A 19,746-nucleotide genomic window follows, 5' to 3' on the forward strand; every position below is an offset into this window, starting at 1 on the left:
AACGTTGACCTTTCAGGGTCGTGGTTGCCGAGCTGGGCCGATGCGGGTGACCTTGGCGGACGCTTCCAGTGCTTGCCGTAGCTGTGCGTTCTCAGAAGCGAGGCGTTGGATCTGGGCCGCAGCAAGCTTCAGATGTCCTTTGAGCGTTCGGTTGGTGATCTTGAGCTTGGCGTTTCTCGCGACGACCATGTCGAGCCGGCTTTGACGCTCCTCGCCGGAGGAGCCGCCTGACGAGGATCGGCTCTCGGTCACCTCGCGAGCGATGTGGGGGAAGTGCCGGCGGAACGTCGTGTTGCTCAAGCCGAGCTTCCTGGCCAGGGCGAGGACGCTGGGGGCCTTGCCTTCGTCGGCGGCCTGTCGTCGGAGCTCTTCGAGGACGGCGCGGACCCTGAGTTCTGAGGGGACTGCGAGTTGGCGGGTCATGCGGTCGCCTCCAGGTGCGGGGTGTTGCGGGCGAGGAAGGCGACGATCTCGTCCCGTCGTTCGATGAGCCGGTGTCGCAGGAGGGGCGGCATGATGCGCCGGGTCTTGAGGCGGCGTTCGATGCGGTGGATCTCCCTCTGCCAGGCGGCAATGTTCGCGGGCGTGAGAGCAACGTTGCGGCAGGAGAGTGGGCGGCATGCGCCGTGGTCAGGAAGTCCTTCTGACCGGCCTCGGCGAGCCTTTTCGCAGAGAGCCTTGGTGTGGTCATGGACGCAGGTGACGTACTTCCCGGGATAGATCGCGGGCTCGTGCCGCTCCATGATCCGCTGGAGTCGGCGCTCGTCGAGGGCGACCTGCCCCTGGAAGCGAGCCCGGTGGCCGAACGCTTCCAGCCTCTCGGCGGCCTCTTCTGCGGCCGGTCCGCTCAGCGCGGTGTGCTCGTGAGCGTCGATCATGGCCATGAGGTGCTCGCCTCGGGCGAGGGCCTGTTCGCTTTCGACCTCCGCCCGGAATCCGGCCTCGCTGGTTCCTGCATAGCCTTCGAAGACTTGAACGCTGTGGTGGCGGTAGGCAAGTGCGCCGGCGATCGTGCCGCCTGGGCGGCGGGCGATGAACCAGGCCAGCGTTCGCCTGAACTGCGAGGTCACGAGCCGGAAAGTTCGCCGGTTAACCTGAGGGACGGCGTCGGCTCGCTCGTGCTGCGAGCAGTAGTCGTTCACCCAGGCCACGAATTCGTTGAGCTGGGTGTTGGTGGAGGAGTTGGTCAGGGCTCGTTCGGTGGCCTTGCGGTCAAGGCTGCCGGGACTGAAGTCCGTGCAGGACATCAGGACGTGGACGTCCGGGCGGTGCAGCAGTTCCAGAGCGGTGACGGCTCGGGCAACGGGTTCGCCGACGCTCCAGGTCGCCGGGACTCCGGCGTCGTCGTCCTCGCCCTTGAAGGCAAGGCTGTTGATCTTCCAGCGGTAGGGGATCTGGTCTTCGTCGCGCTCGATGGTGAGACAGCCTCGGCGGAGGTGCTTGATCTCGCTGTCGCGCATGCCGGAGAGGTAGGCGATGACGATGTAGCAGGCGATATGCAGGTGCCGTGCCAGTGCGGCAAGGCTGTTGCGGTGGGTGTGGTGGGTGGCGATGCCCTCGACCCATGGTTTGCCGTCCGCATCCAGGGTGATGGGGATGGCGAAGAACGTGGTCGCGGAGATGCCGACGGCCGCGGCTGCCTCGTCGATCAAGTCACGGTGGTGGTCCAGTGAGGCCCGTGAACATCCGAGGGTCCGCGCGAGGTGCAGCTTGTTCAGTTTGCCGTCCAGTCCGGGCAGCGCCCGGCCGGCGGCAACGTGCTCGTTCAGCAGTGCGCCAAGGGCCTGCCGCAGGTTTCTGCTCTGGTGGAAGCCGGGGCCTGCCCTGTCCCCGCGGCGTTGGCGCCAGGCATCGACGGCGGTCAGGATGTCCGGCGAGAACTCGTCGATGAACCGCAGGGCCCAGGCGAACAGCGGACCGAGGACCTGTTCGGGGATCCGGGAGGTGGAGTTCTCCCCCGCCCTCGACTGGGATTTGGACTCGCCCCAGCCGTCGACGTGCCGCGGGTCAAAGCGGAGACGGTCGGCCGTGAGCACGGTCCGCCACCGCCAGAACTGGCGGACCGCTGCCCGCGCCCGCGTCCGGCCGCCCTCCTTCTTCAGGACGGTGGTCAGAAACCGCTGGTAGTCCAGCAGGTCGTCTCCGGTCAGGTCGCGAAGGACGGTGGGACGGGCCTCCATCCAGTCCAGGAAACGGATGATCTCCCCGAACCACGCGTAGACACTCTCGGGCGCCGGCCAGTCCTCGCCCGGCGGCAGCGGGCCGGACAACATGCCGTAGCAGATTTCCTTGATCACGACCCGGAAGCGGGCAGGGATGCGTACGAATCTCAGGCTCATCTGCCGGCTCTGGTTCTTCAGCAGCACCGGCGTCAGCGGCCAGACGTCGGCGTCGAAGCGTGCGGTGTCCTCAAGCCGGAATTCGGGACGCAACTGCCGTGCGTGCAGGACGAACGGGTTGGCGTCCAACGAGGTCCGGTCCGGCTCGGCGCCGGCGAAGGTCAGCAAGGACATCACAGCTCCCACGGGTTCTCGGTCAGGTCCAGCAGGTCGTCGGTGGCCTTGGCTGCCGCCGCCTTCTTCACCTCGGCCGGGGTGAATTTGGCGAGGATGTCGCGGCGGATCGCCGCCCAGGCGGGCCCGTAACGTTTCCACCAGTCGTCGACGGACAGATGCCTGCGGCGAGCCACGAGGGCGTCCAGCAGACCAAGCAGGTGAGGCAGGTGGTCGCTGGTGATCAAGCAGTTGCCGCAGTGGAAGCAGTCCAGGAAGGTGACCTGGCAGGGGGCGTCGGTCGCCGGGTGGTGATCGTGGTCCGTGCAGGCCGTCCAACCGGTGTCCAGCTGGCCGGCCGCTGCTTGTTCGGCGGTCTCCGGATCCAGACCCGCAGCCGTCAGGCTCTCCGGGCTGACCGGCCCCGAGACGACTTTCAACGTGTTCCCGGCGATCTTGAGGGCCTGCTGGTGGGCCTGCAGAGCGGCCTGTTCGGCATCGACCAGTGCCTCGCCGAGGACTTCCTCAGCCCATTCGGTGATCACGGGATCACCGCTGAGGTAGTGGCGGAACAGGACCGCCATGGTGTTGCTCTTCGCTGCTGACGGCAGATGGCCGCCCATCCGCTTGGTCCGCCGCACTTCCATGCTGGTCTTGAGCCGGTTGAAGGTCACCTGGAGCGGGACCCGTTCGCCGCCGGGCCTGGGGTCGGCCAGCAGCGGACGTGGTCTGTCAGCGGCCCAGCGCGGCATCAGCAGGGTTGCTCCTTGCAGCGACCGCTCGAACGGGGCGAAATGTTCCTCCCGGCCCTGGACTCCGGCTTTCGCACCGTGGCGCCAGACGCAGACCGCGAGTTCCGACTCGCAGAACTGCCTGCTGCGGGCGGCGAGTTGAAGCAGCAGCAGGTAGACGCCCCCGGCGGTGTGCAGCTGCCGGTTCGCCGGACCGATCTCCCAGGTGACCGTCTCGAACCACCGCTTCGGACCACGGCGTCGCTTGACCACCCGGACCTCCACCGCCTTCTCCTCCAGGACGCGGTGATGGGCCGGAAGCTCCTTGACGGTCTCGCCGTTGCGCTCGGCCAGGGCAGCCATCAGCAGCAGGAGAGGCACCAAGTCATCCAGCGTCAGAAACAGCCGACCCGCCCAGGACCGCCGTTCGGGCAGCACTTCATTGACCGGCCCGGGGAACGAGGGGACCTCGCCGGTGGCAGCCATGTGCGCCAGCTGCTGGCCCTCATCCCGTTGCTCTTCGCTGAGCGTCTGCGGTTCCTCCTGAAAGCGCCGCAGCAGCTCCTCACCAGCGGCGATGCGATTGCGGATGCGTGCGCAGTCCGCTCGCAGAGCGGCCATGAGCCGGGCCAGTTCGCCGTCGGAGTAGCCCACCGTGTCGGTCTTTGGCCGCTTCTCGGACGTCGCTTGGCGGGCCTTCTTCTTGATCCTCGTGTCCGGCAGGCGTCGCTTCAGGCAGTCCGTGGCGTCCGGGCTGATCAGAGGGGCGATCCCGGGAAGGACGAACAGCGAGTGGATCTCGCGGAGGTCGGTCGTGACGGTCGTCGGTGCAGACTCGGCGCGAGCGTCAAGGAAGGCGTCCAGGTGCTTGCTGGTCAGATCCTGCGGCCTCGCCGGCGGGACGGGTAGCTTCGCCAGGAAGCGCATCAGTCGGCCCAGGCTCTGCCAGGCGCTGGTGGCCGAAGACAGCGTGCGTCGACCGCCGTCGGGCCCGGTCCGCTCGGCGAAGGCCGCGGCCAGCGCGGGGCGCCAGTCGGGCAACGGCCGGGTGCCGCAGTCGAACCGGCCCTTCCGGCCGTCGTCGCCGTGGAAGTCGACAACCACCAGGTCCGGATTCCCCGCCGGGGTGGCCGGGACGGCGTAGTCCCCCTGGGGCAGGGCGGCCCGCCGGCCAGGTCCTGTACTTCCGCGTCCCGCGCGCCTCATTCCTCGACTCCCGGGGCGAGGACGTCGTCCCCGAGCTGGGCCAGCGGGGTGTCGCGCGGGTCCTCCCAGACGTCGGGGACCAACGCCATGCGGGTCTCCATCTCCAACTCCTGCAAGGCGTGCAGGTAGATCAGAGTGGTGAGGATCGACCGGTGCCCGAGTCTGCGGCGGACCCAGTCCAGCGGGTCCCCGAAGATCCTCACGTAGTGGCCGCGCTGGTACTGGTTCATCGCGCCGAGCTGGGCGATGTGGGCGCGCTGAAGTTGTTCGAGGGTGACGACCGCGAACGTGTGACGCAATAGGTGGGCGTGGGCCGCGAGGTCAAGACCGGCCGCGCGGCAGCGTTCGTTGGCCGTGGTGAACATGGCCTTCCAGCCCGAGACCGACATCGGCATGCCGTGCTCGGTCAGCCAGAGCATCGCCGGTTCCAGGCCGTTGTCCGTCTCCCGCAGCAGCCGGTAGCGCTCGGCCGGGGTCAGGTCGCTCAGCCGCATCCGTGTGATCCCGCTGGCAGACAGCGCGTGGACGACCTCCGGCCGGTCCGGGTCGCTGATCACCAAGGGACGGCGGATGCGCCGGTAGCGGCCCGCCGCCTGGGCCCGCTCCACGGCGTCCGCGCGGTCCCACTGCACGTAGTCGGCGATGTCCAGCACCAGGCTGTGCGGGACGTAGACCCAGCGGGCAGAGAAGTTCTTCGCGATGGGCCCCGGCAGCCAAAAGCGCTGGTAGCCAGTCACATCGGTGCGGGAGGGAACCTCGAAGACGGAGAGGCAGGACTGTTCGGTCAGGCGCTCTCCCGTGCGCACCATCAGGTCGGAGAAGGCCGTGTTGCGAGAGGCCCACCGGCCCCGGAAGTGACCGGACGGCAGACCGTCCGGACCATAGCCGCGGAGTCCGACGTCCCGCCAGAGCCGGTAGGTCCGCGGCGGCATCCACTCAATGCGCTCGCCGTTCTCGTCGTGCGCATAGGTGGCAGGCACCGTCGCCGACGCGCGAGGGCCCAGCACCGTGCCCGGCGGACCGGGCTTGGCCAAGCGCTGTGGAATGGGGTTCTCCGTCACGTGTCCTTTGCGGACCGCCCACTCGAAGAACTGGTTCACGAGAGCGACTTCCTGGTTCCAGGTATCGCCCTCGACCCGCGGCCCGGCCTCGTCGCGCCGCCGCCACTGGTGGAATGCGATGTGATCAGCCTCCGTGGCCTGCCGCCACGACTTCCCTCCGCGCGCAACGTGCAGGAAGCCGCAGAAGCGGGCCAGCGCTCGCGCTCGGTTCGCGTTGCTGTTCCACGGAGCAGTCAAAAGATTCGCCTGAAAGAAGTACGAGTTGAGCACCACGTCGTACTCGAAACGCGGCGAGAGCAGGTACGGCAGCCCGTCAGGAACCCCTGCCTCATCCAGCCACGAAACGCACCCCTCCCGGGCTTCGTACAGGTAGGGAGGCACGTCCTCAAGCTCGGGTAAGTCCCGGCTGGCGAAGTGCACTGTCCACGTCGATTCGATCCGCACCGGCGGAAGCTACACCGGTCAGTGACCGCCTATGCACAACCGAGGACCATCAGGAACCTGGCCGGCAGCCGGACCACCCCCGCGGCGCGGGCGATGACCACGTATCCCGATTCCAGGGGCTGCCGCAGTGAGTCCAGCGCGCGGCTGTGGAACTCGGCCGCCTCGTCCAGGAAGAGCACCCCTCGGTGGGCCAGTGAGACCGCCCCGGGCCTGGGTACCCCCTGGCCTCCGCCGACCAGGGACTGCATGGTCGCCGAGTGGTGGGGCGCGCAGTACGGCGCCCTGGTCACCAGGGGTTCGCCGGGCGGGAGGGTTCCGGCGACCGAGTGGACGGCCGTGGCCTCCAGGGAGTCCTGCCGGGTGAGTGGCGGCAGGAGCCAGGGCAGCCTCTCGGCGAGCATCGTCTTGCCCGCTCCGGGAGGGCCGTTGAGGAAGAGGTGGTGGCCCCCGGCGGCGGCCACTTCCAGGGCCCGGCGGGCGCCGTGCTGTCCGGCGACCTCGGCGAGGTCGGGGAAGTCCGTGCGCCCGGCGAGGTCGCCTTCCCCGGCACGGCTCCGGGTGAACCCGGCGCCCAGCCCCGTGCCCGGGAGGGTCAGCCCCGCCGGCATCGGGCCGGGCCCGGCCGGTGGGTGGGGCGGTTCCTCCTCGGGGACCTCCTCGCCGGTCAGGACGGCGATCAGCTGCCGCAGGCTGTGTACGCCGAGCACCGAGACCTCGGGGACGAGCGCGGCCTCGGCCGCGCACTGCTGCGGCACCACCACGTGCCGGTACCCGGCCTCCGCGGCGGCGAGGACCGCGGGCAGGATTCCCCGGACCGGACGCACCCGGCCGTCCAGGCCCAGTTCTCCGATGAGGACGAGGTCGGCGATCTCTGCGGGGTCCACCACCTCGGCCGCGCCGAGGACCGCGGCGGCCACCGCGAGGTCGAAGCCCGATCCCGATTTCGGTACGGAGGCCGGGCTGAGCCCGACCGTGAGTTTCTTCTGCGGCCACGCCGACCCCGAGTTCACGACGGCCGCGCGCACCCGGTCGCGGCTCTCGACCAGGGTCTTGTCCGGCAGTCCCACCAGGGTGAAGGCCGCGACCCCGGGCTCCAGATCGGCCTGGACCTCCACCACCACGCCCTCGACACCGACCAGGGCCACCGAACAGGCCCGCGCGAACCCCATCAGGCCACCCCCCTGACGTGTTCCACCACGGGCGCCCCGCGCCGTGGCAGGACGACGGCGACGAGGTCGATGCGGACCCCGCCGGGCGGTGGGCCTCCGTGGTCGGCGAGCCATCGCCCGGCGAGCCTGCGCAACCGCTCGGCCTTGCCGGGCCGGACGGCGGCCATGGGGTGCTCGAACTCCCCCGTCCGGCGGGTCTTGACCTCGCACACGACGAGGGCGTCCCCGTCCCGCGCGACGATGTCGATCTCCCCGCCGCGGCACCGCCAGTTGCGCGCGATCACGCTCATCCCGGCCTCGGTCAGCCGCCGCGCCGCGAGTTCCTCGCCGTACCGCCCCAATGCCTGCTGTGCCACGCCCTTCGCGTTCATCCGGCACCACCTCCGGCACCGACTGTCCCGCGTCCCCGCCCACCTTGTGGATCTTGGTGGACAACCGGGGCGTTGTGGATAACTCCGTCACCCTCACGGTGGACGGGAAGGGGGTTCCGGGGCGGGCCGGGGTCAGCTGCCCGGCAGTTCGAGATCGCTCTTGTTGAGCTCCTCGATGTTCACGTCCTTGAAGGTCAGCACCCGTACCTGCTTCACGAACCGGGCCGGCCGGTACATGTCCCAGACCCAGGCGTCGGCCATCGAGACCTCGAAGAAGACCTCCCCCTGGACCGAGTGCACCTGCATCTCGTAGTCGTTGGTGAGGTAGAAACGGCGTTCGGTCTCGATCACGTACTTGAACAGCCCGACGACGTCGCGGTACTCCCGATAGAGCTTCAGCTCCATCTCGGTCTCGTACTTTTCGAGGTCCTCGGCACTCATGGCATGTTCCCCTTCAGCCGTGCGTCCCCCTATTGTGCGTCAGCCCCGTACGCCCCTGGACGATTTCCGGAGGCAGGACCACCGGCGCACCCGGAGGACCCTCGGCGAGCAGCTTCCGCAGCAGCTCGGCGAGTGTGGTCGGGTACACCGTCTCACGCGCCGCGAGGAGTTCCCCGGAGGTCCACCATCTCACCCCGCTGACGCTGCGCCGTTCCAGCTCGGTGAGTCCGGCCGACGTGGTCCCGGTGCGGGCGGTACGGGCCAGGAAGTACCACTCGTCCTGTTCCCAGCGCCGCCCGTCGAAGGGGAAGGAGCAGTACCGGTGCCACAGCACCGGCCCCAGCTCCACCTCGGTGATCCCCGTCTCCTCGGCGAGTTCCCGCAGTGCGGCCTGCGCCCGGCTCTCGGTCCCCTCCAGCCCGCCGCCCGGGGTGAACCACCAGCGTCGCGCCGGGTCCGCCGGCTCGAAGCCGTGCAGCAGCAGAATCCGGTCCTCGGGGTCCAGCAGGATCACCCGTGACACCTTCCGGGGGCCGCCCGTGGCGGCCGGGTCAGCGGGCACCGGCCCGCTCCCGTCGCCGTCCGCGCGCGAGCACCCGGACGAACGGTCCGTACGCGGCCCCCAGCACCACCAGGGCGGCTCCGGCCGCGGCGGCCGTCGCCTGGAGGAGCAGGGGGCCCGGCCGCGAGAGCCCGCCGGGCAGGGCCGCGTGGCTCCGGGGCCGTTCCAGCATCGTCATGGAGGGCCAGACCAGGGCGTCGACGCGGGCGTGGACGGCGGACCGGGGCACCGTCCCCTGTCCGGTCTCCCGCAGGTGTGCCCGGGAGTCCAGCGACGCGGCCCGCCGGTCGCCGAGCAGGAAGAGGGTGTCGGGGGGGACCGTCACCTCGAACGAGGTCCCGGGGGCCGCCGGGACTCCGCCGGAGGGTGTGCCGTCGAGGTAGGGCTCGTCCAGCGCTTTGCCGTTCACCGTCAGTCTGCCGTCCGCGCCGCAGCACGCGACGGTGTCACCGCCGACGCCGACGACCCGTTTGAGGAGGGGCGTACCGCTCCACTGCGCGTCGGTGAAGACGACGACGTCCCCGCGCCGCACCTCGGCGCCGTCGATCCGCTGTGCCAGGACCCGGTCGCCGGGCCGCACGGTCGGCGTCATCGAGTCGGTCGGCACCAGGTACGGCCGGTAGAGCAGCGCCCCCCACCCGAAGCCGCCCAGGAAGAGCGCAAAGCCGACGGCCACGGCGAGTCCCGACAACACATTGCCGAGACCGCCGTGGCCGTCCTTTCCCCCGTGTCCTGTCCGTGTCCCGCCCATCGCAGCGCCCCCAGCACCTCGGAGATCGTCGGCCTGGGCGGCACCCTACCGGGCGGTAAGCCCGCGGGTCAGCCTCCTGCGCCGCCACATGACGAGCGGGACCGCGCCGACGAGGCCGAGCGCGGCCGGGCCGACCCCGACGGGCGCCAGTCCGGCGGCTCCGAGGCCGAGCGCGGTGGCGGCGGCCTGGTTGCCGATGCCCGGCTGGTCGAAGGTGTCCGGGACCGGCATGGTGGCCCAGCGGTTGATGGGCCACGCGATCACCACGGCCCGCCCGACGACCTGGTCGACCGGCACGAAGCCGTGGGTGGAGTCCTGCATGTGGTAGCGGGAGTCCTGGGAGTTCTGCCGGTGGTCACCCATCACCCAGATGCTGTCCTTGGGGACGGTGAGGGGCCCGAAGGGCTTGTCGTCGCAGGGGGTGTTGCCGGGGAAGATGTACGGCTCGTCCAGCGCCTTGCCGTTGACGACGACCGGTCCCCCCTCCTTGCACTCGATCGTGTCCCCGCCGACGGCGATGGTCCGCTTGATCAGGTCCTTCTCCTCGGCGGACGGCATCAGGCCGATCCAGCTGAGGGCCTTCTGCGCGATGTTGGGCTCCGGGGTGGGCTCCCCGGACAGCCAGTTCGCGGGATCGTGGAAGACCACGACCTCACCGCGCTCGGGCTCCGAGCCGAACCACGGGGTCAGCTTGTCCACGAGCACCCGGTCGCCGCGCTGCAGGGTGTTCTGCATCGAGTCGGACGGGATCGAGAACGCCTGGACCAGGAAGGTCTTGATCAGCAGGGCCAGCAGCAGGGCGATACCGACGAGGAGCGGAAGCTCCTTCCAGAACGAACGCTGCGGGTGCTCGGCCTCACCGCTGTCCTCGGCATCGTGCCCGGCGGCATCCTCCGGCCGCTCATCGCCCTCGTCGCGTCCGGACCGTGCGCCTACCGCCACATCCCCCACATCCACTCCCTCACTCGGAAATCGCCACCCGCACCGGATCGGAGACGGGCCCTCCCCTCCCTTAACGACCGGGAGTTCCCTAAGGCGCGGGAGACCGAGGACACACTATGCGAACGGCGTGCCCCCACGGCGCCGCCGACCGCCCCGGCGTCCTTCTCTCACCTGGTCCGGCACCATGAGGAAGGTCGCGGGCTGTTCCAGCCGGTGCCAGTGGCCGAAGGGCCAGGCGATCACCACGGCCTCCCCCACGACGCCCTTCTCGTCGACGGTGCCCTGGAAGTCCTCGTCGAGGTGGTAGCGGGAATCGGCCGAATTCGCCCGGTGGTCGCCCATGACGAAGATCCGTCCCAGCGGGACCAGCACCTCGAAGCGGATCGCCGAGGGGGCGTTGCCGGGGTACACGTACGGCTCATCGAGCGGCGCGCCGTTGACGGTGACCCGTCCTCTGGTGTCGCAGCAGGCGACGGTGTCCCCGCCGATCCCGATGACGCGCTTGATCAGGTCCTGCTCGTCCGCCGAGGGCAGCAGGCCGATGAAGGTCAGGGCCTGCCTGACCTGTTCCACCCCGGCCGGGCCCGGGGCCTGCCGGGCCGCCTCGTGGGTGAGCCAGCCGCCGGGGTCCTCGAAGACGACGACGTCACCGCGCTCGATCTCGGAGCCGAACCACGGGGTCAGCTTGTCCACCAGGACCCGGTCCCCGATCCGGATCGTCTGCTCCATCGAGCCCGACGGGATGAAGAACGCCTGGACCAGGAAGGTCTTGAGGACCAGGGCGACGCACACGGCGACCGCCACGAGCAGCGGCAGTTCCCCGGCCCGGCGGGTGCGGCGCAGCCGCCGGGACCGGCGCTCCTGGCGCCGCCGGTCGGCCCGGCCGCCCTCCGCCGCCGGGTCCGTCCCGGTCACCGGGGCGGGTCCGGGTCCCGCGGGTCCGGGTCCCGCGGGTCCGGGTTCCGGCTCTCCCGCGCCGCGTGGCCGGCCCCGGCTACCCATGTCCGCCGCCGGACGCGGCGCCCCGGTCCGTCGCGCCCCGGTCCGTCGCGCCCCAGCGCGGGAACGGCCAGCCGATCCAGTCGGCCCGCCCGATCACCTTCCCGACCGGCACCATGCCCCCGCCCGGGTCCCCGAGGTGGTCCCGGGAGTCCCGGGACTGGGAACGGTGGTCGCCCATGACCCACAGGGTCCCCGGGGGCACGGCGATCCGGAAGGGCACCTTCGAGGGTGCGTCGCCGGGGTACAGGTACGGCTCCTCCAGCGGGACGCCGTTGACCGAGATCCGCCCGTCGGCGTCGCAGCAGACCACGTCGTCGCCGCCGACGCCCACGACCCGTTTGACGAAGTCCTCGCCGGACGGCTCCGCGAGCCCGAGCGCCGAGGTGGCGCCGTGCAGGGCCTCGCCGACCGGGTTCCCGCCGCTGTCCGCGTACTCCCGTACGAAGGACCCGGCGCCGTCGAAGACCACCAGGTCGCCGCGGCGGGGCCGGTCGCCGAAACGGTACGCCAGCTTGTTGACCAGCACCCGGTCACCGATCTCGAACACCGGTTCCATCGAGCGGCTCGGGATCAGGAAGGGCTGGAGGACGAAGTTGCTGAACACCAGCAGGAAGACGGCGCAGGCCGCACCCAGCAGGCCGGCCCGGCGCCATGTCGGCGAGAACGCGGAACGCGGCCGTTCCTCCCCCTCGTCGGGGGTGGAACGGCCGCGCTGCGGGTGAGGTGCTTCGGTGTCCATCGGGGGCGAGCCTATCCGGCCACGCCCGGACCCCGGAGGTGGCCTCAGCGGTCGCGCTTCTCCTTGATCTTCGCGGCCTTGCCGCGGAGCTCACGGAGGTAGTACAGCTTGGCGCGACGCACGTCACCGCGGGTGACGAGCTCGATCTTCTCGAAGATCGGGGAGTTGACCGGGAAGGTGCGCTCCACGCCGACGCTGAAGGAGACCTTGCGGACCGTGAAGGTCTCCGAGACACCGGCGCCCTGGCGGCGGATGACGACGCCCTTGAACTGCTGGATACGGGAGCGGTTGCCCTCGATCACGCGGACGTGCACGTTGACGGTGTCACCCGGGCGGAAGGCCGGGAGGTCCGAGCGGAGCGCGGCGGCGTTGACGCCATCGAGCAGGTGAGACATGTGATTCGTCTGCTTTCTTCGCACGACGCCACAGGCCGCCGGGCGGGTTTCCGTAGAGAATTCGGGAGCCGTACCACCCGGCGTGCGACGATCCCCCTGTGGCAGGGGCGCTCGCGGACGTACAGCAGCCGCCTATTCTTCCACGGTCTGCGGCCTGCGCCAAAATCGGCCGTCCGCGGTCGGCTTCCAGCCGAGGGCGGCGAGCATCTCGCGGTCCTTCTTGTCGAAGGCGGACGCCTCGCACCGCTCGATCAGGTCGGGCCGGCTCCGCGCGGTCCGGCGGAAGGCCTCGTCCCGGCGCCAGCGGGCGATCTTCCCGTGGTGGCCGCTGAGCAGCACCTCGGGGATGCCGCGACCGCGCCACTGCGGGGGCTTGGTGTAGACGGGCCCCTCCAGCAGGTTGGCCATCTCACCGGGCGCGAAGGAGTCGTCGCGGTGCGATTCGGCGTTGCCGAGGACCCCGGGCAGCAGCCGGGCCACGGCCTCGGTGACGACCAGGACGGCCGCCTCGCCGCCCGCCAGGACGTAGTCGCCGATGGAGACCTCGTACACCGGCATCCGTGTGGCGTACTCGGCCATGACCCGGCTGTCGATGCCCTCGTAGCGGGCCGGGGCGAAGACCAGCCACGGGCGGGCGGAGAGCTCGACGGCCAGTTCCTGGGTGAAGGGCCGGCCGCTGGGCGTGGGGACGACCATGACCGGGCCGTGCGCGCCCGCCTCGTAGCCGTCGGCCAGCACCGCGTCCAGGGCCTCGCCCCACGGCTCGGTCTTCATGACCATGCCGGGACCGCCGCCGTACGGGGTGTCGTCGACCGTGTTGTGCCGGTCGTACGTCCATTCCCGCAGGTCGTGCACGTGCACGTCGAGCTGGCCGCGGGCCCGCGCCTTGCCGACGAGGGAGACGTTCAGCGGCTCCAGGTACTCGGGGAAGATCGTGACGACGTCGAGACGCATCAGGACGCGTCCTCGGCGTCCCGTGCGGAGGCGGTCTCGGACCGGTCGTCGATCAGGCCGGGCGGCGGGGTGATGACACAGCGCTGCTCCTCCAGGTCGATCCCGGCGACGATCTCCTCCACGAAGGGGATCATCACCTCGGAGCCGTCCGGGCGCTCGACGATGAAGAGGTCCTGGGAGGGCAGGTGCGAGATCTCGGTGATCCGGCCGATCTCCGTGCCGTCCTCCAGCACCACGTCCAGGTCCATCAGCTGGTGGTCGTAGTACTCGTCGGGCTCCTCCGGCACCTCTGCCGGGTCCACGTCGGCGATCAGCAGGGTGTTGCGCAGCGCCTCGGCGCCGGTCCGGTCCTTGACGCCCGCGAAGCGGAGCAGGAGCCGTCCGCTGTGCACGCGGCCCGTCTCGATGGCCAGCGGTCCCGCCGATGCCGGTTCGGTCCGCAGGACGGCGCCGGGGGCGAGCCGCTGCTCGGGCTCGTCGGTCCGTACTTCTACGGTGACCTCGCCCTTGATGCCGTGGGCGCGGCCGATCCGCGCGACTACCAGCTCCACTGTGTCTCTCCTGTTCAGACGACGACGGGCCGGGGCGGGCACAATCGCCCTCCCCGGCCCGTGCCGGTGATTCAACTTCTCAGCGGACCTGGTCCACGTCGACGAGGTCGACACGGATACCGCGGCCACCGATGGCGCCCACGACGGTACGCAGAGCGCGCGCGGTGCGGCCGTTGCGGCCGATCACCTTGCCGAGGTCGTCGGGGTGGACCCGGACCTCCAGCACCTGCCCGCGGCGCAGGTCGCGCGAGGCGACCCGCACCTCGTCGGGGTTGTCCACAATGCCCTTCACGAGGTGCTCAAGAGCCTCCTCGAGCATGATCAGGCCTCGGTCGACTCGGCGGAGGCCTCGGCCTCGTCCGCCTTCTTGTCGGCCTTCTTCGCCTTCTGGGTGATGGCCTCGCCCTTGGCGTCGCCACCCTCAAGGGTCTTGGCGAACTCGTCGAAGGTGCGACGCTTGTCTTCCTTCGTCGCCGGCTGCAGCAGCGGCGCGGGGGCCGGGAGGCCCTTGTGCGCCTGCCAGTCACCGGTCAGCTTCAGGATGGCGAGCACAGCCTCGGTGGGCTGGGCGCCGACCGACAGCCAGTACTGCGCACGCTCGGCGTTGACCTCGATGCGCGACGGGTTGTACGTCGGGTGGTAGATACCGATCTCTTCGATCGCGCGACCGTCCCGGCGGGTGCGGGCGTCGGCGACGACGATGCGGTAGTGCGGCTGGCGAATCTTGCCGAGGCGCTTGAGCTTGATCTTGACTGCCACTGGAGTGGTGTCTCCTGAACTTGACGTGGTTGGGCACATGAGATGCCACGTGGGGTTGCGGTACTCGGGTGCCCGACGGACGCGTCAGCCGGAGGAGAGAGGGGTCCTATGCGACTGTCGAGTACAGCTGTCCATTGTGCCATACGCCTGCGGCACCGCCGAGCGGGGACCGGCGCGGGCGGGCACGGCCGCCGGGCCGCCTGGTCCCGGGGCGGCGCGACGGAGTGACGGGGTGACGGCCGTCCGGGCCGGTCAGGAGGCCGCCGCTACGGCCACCTCGGGGATGCGGAAGGGCTTCATGCAGCCTCCGCACACGATCGGCGCCTGGGCCAGCACGGAGGGGACCACCCGCACGTTGCGCCCGCAGTCGCAGACCGCCTTGACGCGCACCCCTCCACCGGAGGAGCCGTGGCGGGCGGCGGGGCCGCGGAAGCTGCGCTTGGTGTCGGCGGCCGTGGCGACCGTGTGCGCCCTCAGGGCGCGCTGGAGCCGCTCCATGGTCGGGCGGTAGCGCTTCTTCGCCTCCGGGTTGAGGGAGACCAGCGAGAAGCCGCTGCTCGCGTGGGGCTCTTCGGAGTGGTCCAGCCCCATCTCCTCGGCGATCGCGAGGAATCTGCGGTTGTGGTAGCGGCCGGCGCGCGAGGTGTCGCGGACTCCGCGGGCGGCGGCGATGCCGTGGACTGCCTCGTGCAGCAGTCGCTCGAAGGAGAGCTCGGCGCCGCAGGCGGACGAGGACTCTCCGATCAGGGACTCGGGCGCGGCAAGGTCAGGCAGCTCGGGGTGGTACCGCTGAATATCGGCCCACGCCTGCGCCAGCTCTGCGGCGAGAACAGGTGGTGTCGTGCTCACGTCGTGACAACGAGCCGGGGTGCCCGGGTGTTCCGATTCCGGGCCATTCCAAATTTTTTGCACGTACCAGTCAGTTCACTCTCATGCGTCGCGACGAGGACGGGTGCGCAGATCCCCGGAGGAGTCGGTACGTAACGACGACCTGCGCCCCGGCGTGCGGCAGGGGCCGCACGCCGGGGCGCAGGTCGGAGATGTCAGGCGGTGCCAGGCGGCGTATCAGTACGAGCGCGCGACGATGGCGAGGGTGCCGGGGGCGTCGTCCGTCTCCGGGACCGAGCCGTCGGGGGCGATCAGGCAGCGCACCGAGACGGCCTGTTCGGCCAGCTTGGCCTCGCCCGCCGGACCGAGGTCCGCCCACGGGATGCGCGCCCAGCCACCGGCGACGGCGGCCTCGGCGGCCTCCCCGATGGTGGAGACGTCGCAGGTGCGGGACTCGCGGCGCTCGCGGGACTCGCGCAGCAGCTGCGCCTGGTCCTCCTCCAGCACCTTGGGCAGCAGGTCGGCGAGGGCGTCGATCTGGACGGGGGTCTTCCCGCCGGGGATGCGGCGGGCGAGCATCGCCGTGCCGTTCTCCAGGTCGCGCGGGCCGATCTCGACGCGCACCGGTACGCCCTTGAGCTCCCAGTCCACGGCGCGGCGGCCGAAGGGGGTGTCCACCCGGTCGTCGACGTGCACGCGGATGCCGGCGGCCTTGAGCTGGGCACCCAGCTCGCGGACCTTGGTGACGGCCTCGTCGCCCTTGATCGCCATGACGACGACCTGGACGTGCGCGAGGCGCGGCGGGACCCGCAGGCCGTTGTCGTCGCCGTGCGACATGATCAGGCCGCCGACCATGCGGGTCGAGACGCCCCACGAGGTCTGCCAGACCAGCTCCTGCTTGCCTTCCTTCGACAGGTACTGGGTGTTGAACGCCTTGGCGAAGTTGGTGCCCAGCTCGTGGCTGGTGCCCAGCTGGAGGGCCTTGCCGTCACCCATCATGCCTTCGAGGGTGAGCGTGTTGATGGCCCCGGCGAACCGCTCCTTGGCGGTCTTGCGGCCGAGCACGACGTCGATGCCGAGCACGTTCGTCATGAAGTCGCCGTAGACGTCGCGGTGGATGCGGGCGGCGTAGTCGCGGGCCTCCTCGTAGGTGGCGTGGGCCGTGTGCCCCTCCTGCCACAGGAACTCGCTCGTACGGAGGAACACGCGCGGGCGCATCTCCCAGCGGACCACGTTGGCCCACTGATTGATCAGCAGGGGCAGGTCGCGGTAGCTCTGGACCCACTTGGAGAAGTAGTCGTTGATGATCGTCTCGGAGGTGGGCCGGACGACGATCGGCTCGTCCAGCTCCTTGCCTCCGCCGTGCGTGACGACCGCGAGCTCCGGGGCGAAGCCCTCGACGTGCTCCGCCTCCCTCGTCAGGTACGACTGCGGGATGAACAGCGGGAAGTACGCGTTCTGGGCGCCCGCGTCCTTGATGCGCGCGTCCATCTCCTGCTGCATCCGCTCCCACAGGCCGTAGCCGTACGGCCGGATGACCATGGTGCCGCGTACCGGACCGTTGTCGGCCAGCTCGGCCTTGTTGATCAGATCCTGGTACCAGCGGGGGAAATCCTCCGCCTGGGGGGTGAGAACGGGTGCCTTTGCCATGGCGCGAATGGTACGGCGCCGGACACGTCGAGCGTGAATCGGGTGGCGCGCTCCTCTGGACGCCGGGGCGAATGGGGAGTTCCCTGGCATCGGGGGCTTAGGGGGCGACATGGAATCAGGAGCGCTCTTTCGATGACATCGACGCCGACGGCGACGCTCGCCGCCCGGGACTGGGCAGAGATCCAGGAACGGATGCTGGTACCGCTGTACGAGGCGGTCTACGACCGTCTGGAGGTCGGGCCGGGTGACCGGCTGCTGGGCCTCGACTGCGGGGCCGGGCTGGCCCTGCTGCTGGCCGCCGGGCGGGGGGCGGCGGCCACGGGTGTGGAGAGCGACCCCGCGCGCCGGGCGCTGGCCCGTGAGCGGCTGCTGGAGGTGCTGACGGCGCCGCCGCCCGAGCCTTGCCGCTACGACGTGCTGCTGGTGCTCTCCCCGGACCCGGGGGCCCTGGCCTCGGCGCTTCCCTCGGTGCGGCGGGGCGGTGCGGTGGTGCTGGCCGACTGGGGTCCGGCGGAGCGGTGCACCGTACCGGCGGTGCTGGGCGGCGGGCCCGCGCCGTGCGACCTGGACGCGGTGGTGGAGGGGGCCGGGCTGCGGCCGGACGGCTCGGGGCGGGTGTTCTGCCCCTTCGGGTACGCGGACCTGGACAGTGCGGTGCGCGGGCTGCTGTCGACGGGGCTGTACCCCGTCGCGGGCACCGGCTGCGCCGGGGCGGCCGACGGCGCGCCCGGTGAGCCGGCCGATCTCGCGCGGGCGGAGAAGGAGCTGGCGGCGGCGGTTCATCCGTACGAGCGGCCCGACGGCGCGGTGTGGCTGCCGAACATCTTCCGGTACGTGATCGCGCGGGCGGTGTGACCGCGGCGGCCGGGGTCCTGGTACGCGGGAGGGCCCCGGCCGGGTGATCACGGCCGGGGCCCTCGCCCCGTGCCTCCCGCGGGCCGCGGGCCCTGCGGGAGGCTTCTCTTCACGCGTCGGTCGTCACGCGCCGGTCGTCACGCGCTTCTCTTCACATGCTGCTCGTCACGCGTTACTTCATGAACTTCTTGAACTCGTCCGGGAGGTCGAAGTCCTGGCCGTCCTGGCCGCCGGCCGGGAGGCCGAAGGGGTTGCCCGCGGCGGCGGGCTCGATCGCCTGCGGGCCCTGCTCGCGGCGGGCCGCGGCTGCCGCCTCTTCTTCCTTGCGCTTCATCGGGTTGCCGCTCTTGCGCTTGCCCTTGGCCTGCTTGATCTGCTTCTTCTGGCGGCCGGGGCCGCCGCCCATGCCCGGGATGCCCGGCATTCCGGGCATCCCGCCGCCCTGGGCCATGCGGGACATCATCTTGCGGGCGTCGAAGAACCGCTCGACGAGCGACTTGACGGCGCTGACCTCGGTGCCGGAGCCCTTGGCGATGCGGGCGCGGCGCGAGCCGTTGATGATCGTCGGGTCCTGGCGCTCGGCCGGGGTCATCGACTTGATGATCGCGGCGGTGCGGTCCACGTCGCGCTCGTCGATGTTGTTGATCTGGTCCTTGATCTGGCCCATGCCGGGGAGCATGCCGAGCAGCTTGCTGATGCTGCCCATCTTGCGGACCTGTTCCATCTGGGCCAGGAAGTCGTCGAGCGTGAATTCCTTGGGGCCCTTGGCGAGCTTGGCCGCCATCTTCTCGGCCTCGGCCTGCGAGAAGGTCTTCTCGGCCTGCTCGATGAGGGTGAGCATGTCACCCATGTCGAGGATGCGGCCCGCCATGCGGTCCGGGTGGAAGGCGTCGAACTCGTCGAGCTTCTCGCCGTTCGAGGCGAACATGATCTGCTTGCCGGTGACGTGCGCGATGGAGAGCGCGGCGCCGCCTCGGGCGTCGCCGTCGAGCTTGGAGAGCACGACGCCGTCGAAGCCGACGCCGTCGCGGAACGCCTCGGCGGTGTTGACCGCGTCCTGGCCGATCATGGCGTCGACGACGAAGAGGATCTCGTCGGGCGAGACGGCGTCGCGGATGTCGGCGGCCTGCCGCATCAGCTCGGTGTCGATGCCGAGGCGGCCGGCGGTGTCGACGACGACGACGTCGTACTGCTTGGTGCGCGCGTACTCGACGGAGTCCTTGGCGACCTGGACCGGGTCGCCGACGCCGTTGCCGGGCTGCGGCGCGTAGACGGCGACGCCGGCGCGCTCGGCCACCACGGAGAGCTGGTTGACGGCGTTGGGGCGCTGGAGGTCGCAGGCGACCAGGAGCGGGGTGTGGCCCTGCGCCTTGAGCCAGCGGCCGAGCTTTCCGGCGAGGGTGGTCTTACCGGCGCCCTGGAGGCCCGCGAGCATGATCACGGTGGGGGCGGTCTTGGCGAAGCGCAGCCGCCGGGTCTCGCCGCCGAGGATCGTGACGAGCTCGTCGTTGACGATCTTCAGGACCTGCTGGCCGGGGTTGAGCGACTTGCTGACCTCTTCGCCGCGGGCCCGTTCCTTGACGTTCGCGATGAAGGAGCGGACGACCGGGAGGGCGACGTCCGCCTCAAGGAGGGCGATACGGATTTCCCGGGCCGCTGCGTCGATGTCAGCCTCGGAGAGCCGGCCTTTGCCGCGCAGGCCCTTGAAGGTATTCGCCAGGCGGTCGGAGAGCGTATCGAACACGGTGGTCGCGATTCCTCGGGTCGGGGGCGTTGTGGTCGCACCCAGGGTATCGGGCCCCGCAACGGATGGACCCCCGCCCGCCGGGAAGAGCGGGCGGGG

At 70.6% G+C, this 19,746-nt stretch carries 20 protein-coding genes and 1 pseudogene; 1 reads left to right on the top strand and 20 read right to left on the bottom strand.

What is annotated here, in order from left to right; translation table 11 throughout:
• Positions 1–12: 12 nt before the first annotated feature.
• From ACIA5F_RS17715 to proS, 19 genes and pseudogenes are all read right to left on the bottom strand, one after another.
• Complete coding sequence (locus tag ACIA5F_RS17715; protein ID WP_399353863.1) at positions 13–423, bottom strand: hypothetical protein; 411 nt, start codon at positions 421–423, stop codon at positions 13–15.
• A complete protein-coding gene (locus ACIA5F_RS17720; RefSeq protein ID WP_399353865.1) occupies positions 420–2,513 on the bottom strand; it encodes a hypothetical protein in 2,094 nt (697 codons plus the stop codon). Before ACIA5F_RS17720 ends, ACIA5F_RS17715 begins: the two co-directional genes overlap by 4 nt.
• Positions 2,513–4,327, bottom strand: coding sequence for a hypothetical protein (locus ACIA5F_RS17725; protein ID WP_399353867.1), 1,815 nt, complete (start codon positions 4,325–4,327; stop codon positions 2,513–2,515). The genes ACIA5F_RS17720 and ACIA5F_RS17725 overlap by 1 nt, the downstream gene beginning before the upstream one ends.
• 98 nt (positions 4,328–4,425) lie before the next feature.
• On the bottom strand, positions 4,426–5,934 hold the full coding sequence (locus ACIA5F_RS17730; RefSeq protein WP_399353869.1) for a site-specific integrase: 1,509 nt from the start codon (positions 5,932–5,934) through the stop codon (positions 4,426–4,428).
• A 41-nt stretch (positions 5,935–5,975) separates the two neighbouring features.
• A pseudogene (locus ACIA5F_RS17735) lies at positions 5,976–7,103 on the bottom strand (YifB family Mg chelatase-like AAA ATPase); the annotation flags it as partial.
• Entirely contained in the window at positions 7,103–7,474 is a 372-nt protein-coding gene (locus ACIA5F_RS17740; protein ID WP_399353871.1) for a YraN family protein, read from the bottom strand. The gene ACIA5F_RS17740 and the pseudogene ACIA5F_RS17735, both read right to left, overlap by 1 nt.
• Before the next feature lie 132 nt (positions 7,475–7,606).
• Positions 7,607–7,915 carry a DUF2469 domain-containing protein gene (locus ACIA5F_RS17745; RefSeq protein ID WP_005311352.1) on the bottom strand — a complete coding sequence of 103 codons (309 nt, stop codon included), beginning with the start codon at positions 7,913–7,915 and terminating at the stop codon, positions 7,607–7,609.
• A 13-nt stretch (positions 7,916–7,928) separates the two neighbouring features.
• Positions 7,929–8,477: an NUDIX hydrolase gene (locus ACIA5F_RS17750; protein ID WP_399353872.1), complete on the bottom strand. Its 549-nt coding sequence runs from the start codon at positions 8,475–8,477 to the stop codon at positions 7,929–7,931.
• Entirely contained in the window at positions 8,467–9,228 is a 762-nt protein-coding gene (lepB, locus tag ACIA5F_RS17755; protein WP_399353875.1) for a signal peptidase I, read from the bottom strand. The genes ACIA5F_RS17750 and lepB (ACIA5F_RS17755) overlap by 11 nt, the downstream gene beginning before the upstream one ends.
• Before the next feature lie 45 nt (positions 9,229–9,273).
• On the bottom strand, positions 9,274–10,170 hold the full coding sequence (gene lepB, locus ACIA5F_RS17760) for a signal peptidase I (RefSeq protein WP_399353877.1): 897 nt from the start codon (positions 10,168–10,170) through the stop codon (positions 9,274–9,276).
• 114 nt (positions 10,171–10,284) lie between these two features.
• Positions 10,285–11,085: a signal peptidase I gene (gene lepB, locus ACIA5F_RS17765; protein WP_399353879.1), complete on the bottom strand. Its 801-nt coding sequence runs from the start codon at positions 11,083–11,085 to the stop codon at positions 10,285–10,287.
• A 79-nt stretch (positions 11,086–11,164) separates the two neighbouring features.
• Positions 11,165–11,911, bottom strand: a complete 747-nt coding sequence (gene lepB / locus ACIA5F_RS17770; protein ID WP_399353881.1) for a signal peptidase I — start codon at positions 11,909–11,911, stop codon at positions 11,165–11,167.
• 44 nt (positions 11,912–11,955) lie between these two features.
• Positions 11,956–12,306, bottom strand: coding sequence for a 50S ribosomal protein L19 (rplS, locus tag ACIA5F_RS17775; RefSeq protein ID WP_399353883.1), 351 nt, complete (start codon positions 12,304–12,306; stop codon positions 11,956–11,958).
• Between the two features lie 132 nt (positions 12,307–12,438).
• On the bottom strand, positions 12,439–13,260 hold the full coding sequence (gene trmD / locus ACIA5F_RS17780) for a tRNA (guanosine(37)-N1)-methyltransferase TrmD (RefSeq protein WP_399353885.1): 822 nt from the start codon (positions 13,258–13,260) through the stop codon (positions 12,439–12,441).
• A complete protein-coding gene (gene rimM, locus ACIA5F_RS17785; protein ID WP_399353887.1) occupies positions 13,260–13,811 on the bottom strand; it encodes a ribosome maturation factor RimM in 552 nt (183 codons plus the stop codon). The genes trmD and rimM overlap by 1 nt, the downstream gene beginning before the upstream one ends.
• Before the next feature lie 79 nt (positions 13,812–13,890).
• The gene (locus ACIA5F_RS17790; protein ID WP_215031517.1) at positions 13,891–14,130 is read right to left on the bottom strand and encodes an RNA-binding protein; all 240 of its coding nucleotides are present in this window, start codon (positions 14,128–14,130) and stop codon (positions 13,891–13,893) included.
• Between the two features lie 2 nt (positions 14,131–14,132).
• The gene (gene rpsP / locus ACIA5F_RS17795) at positions 14,133–14,570 is read right to left on the bottom strand and encodes a 30S ribosomal protein S16 (protein WP_399353889.1); all 438 of its coding nucleotides are present in this window, start codon (positions 14,568–14,570) and stop codon (positions 14,133–14,135) included.
• Between the two features lie 252 nt (positions 14,571–14,822).
• The gene (locus ACIA5F_RS17800; RefSeq protein WP_399353891.1) at positions 14,823–15,419 is read right to left on the bottom strand and encodes a hypothetical protein; all 597 of its coding nucleotides are present in this window, start codon (positions 15,417–15,419) and stop codon (positions 14,823–14,825) included.
• A 216-nt stretch (positions 15,420–15,635) separates the two neighbouring features.
• On the bottom strand, positions 15,636–17,048 hold the full coding sequence (gene proS, locus ACIA5F_RS17805) for a proline--tRNA ligase (RefSeq protein ID WP_399353893.1): 1,413 nt from the start codon (positions 17,046–17,048) through the stop codon (positions 15,636–15,638).
• Between the two features lie 132 nt (positions 17,049–17,180).
• On the opposite strand from proS, the gene ACIA5F_RS17810 reads away from it, so the two are divergent.
• Positions 17,181–17,903, top strand: a complete 723-nt coding sequence (locus tag ACIA5F_RS17810; RefSeq protein WP_399353896.1) for a methyltransferase type 11 — start codon at positions 17,181–17,183, stop codon at positions 17,901–17,903.
• A 172-nt stretch (positions 17,904–18,075) separates the two neighbouring features.
• Here the strand turns inward: ACIA5F_RS17810 and ffh are convergent, their stop codons facing one another.
• On the bottom strand, positions 18,076–19,647 hold the full coding sequence (ffh, locus tag ACIA5F_RS17815) for a signal recognition particle protein (protein WP_399353898.1): 1,572 nt from the start codon (positions 19,645–19,647) through the stop codon (positions 18,076–18,078).
• Positions 19,648–19,746 lie beyond the last annotated feature (99 nt).

Source organism: Streptomyces sp. NPDC051567 (assembly GCF_044454165.1).
Lineage (GTDB): Bacteria > Actinomycetota > Actinomycetes > Streptomycetales > Streptomycetaceae > Streptomyces.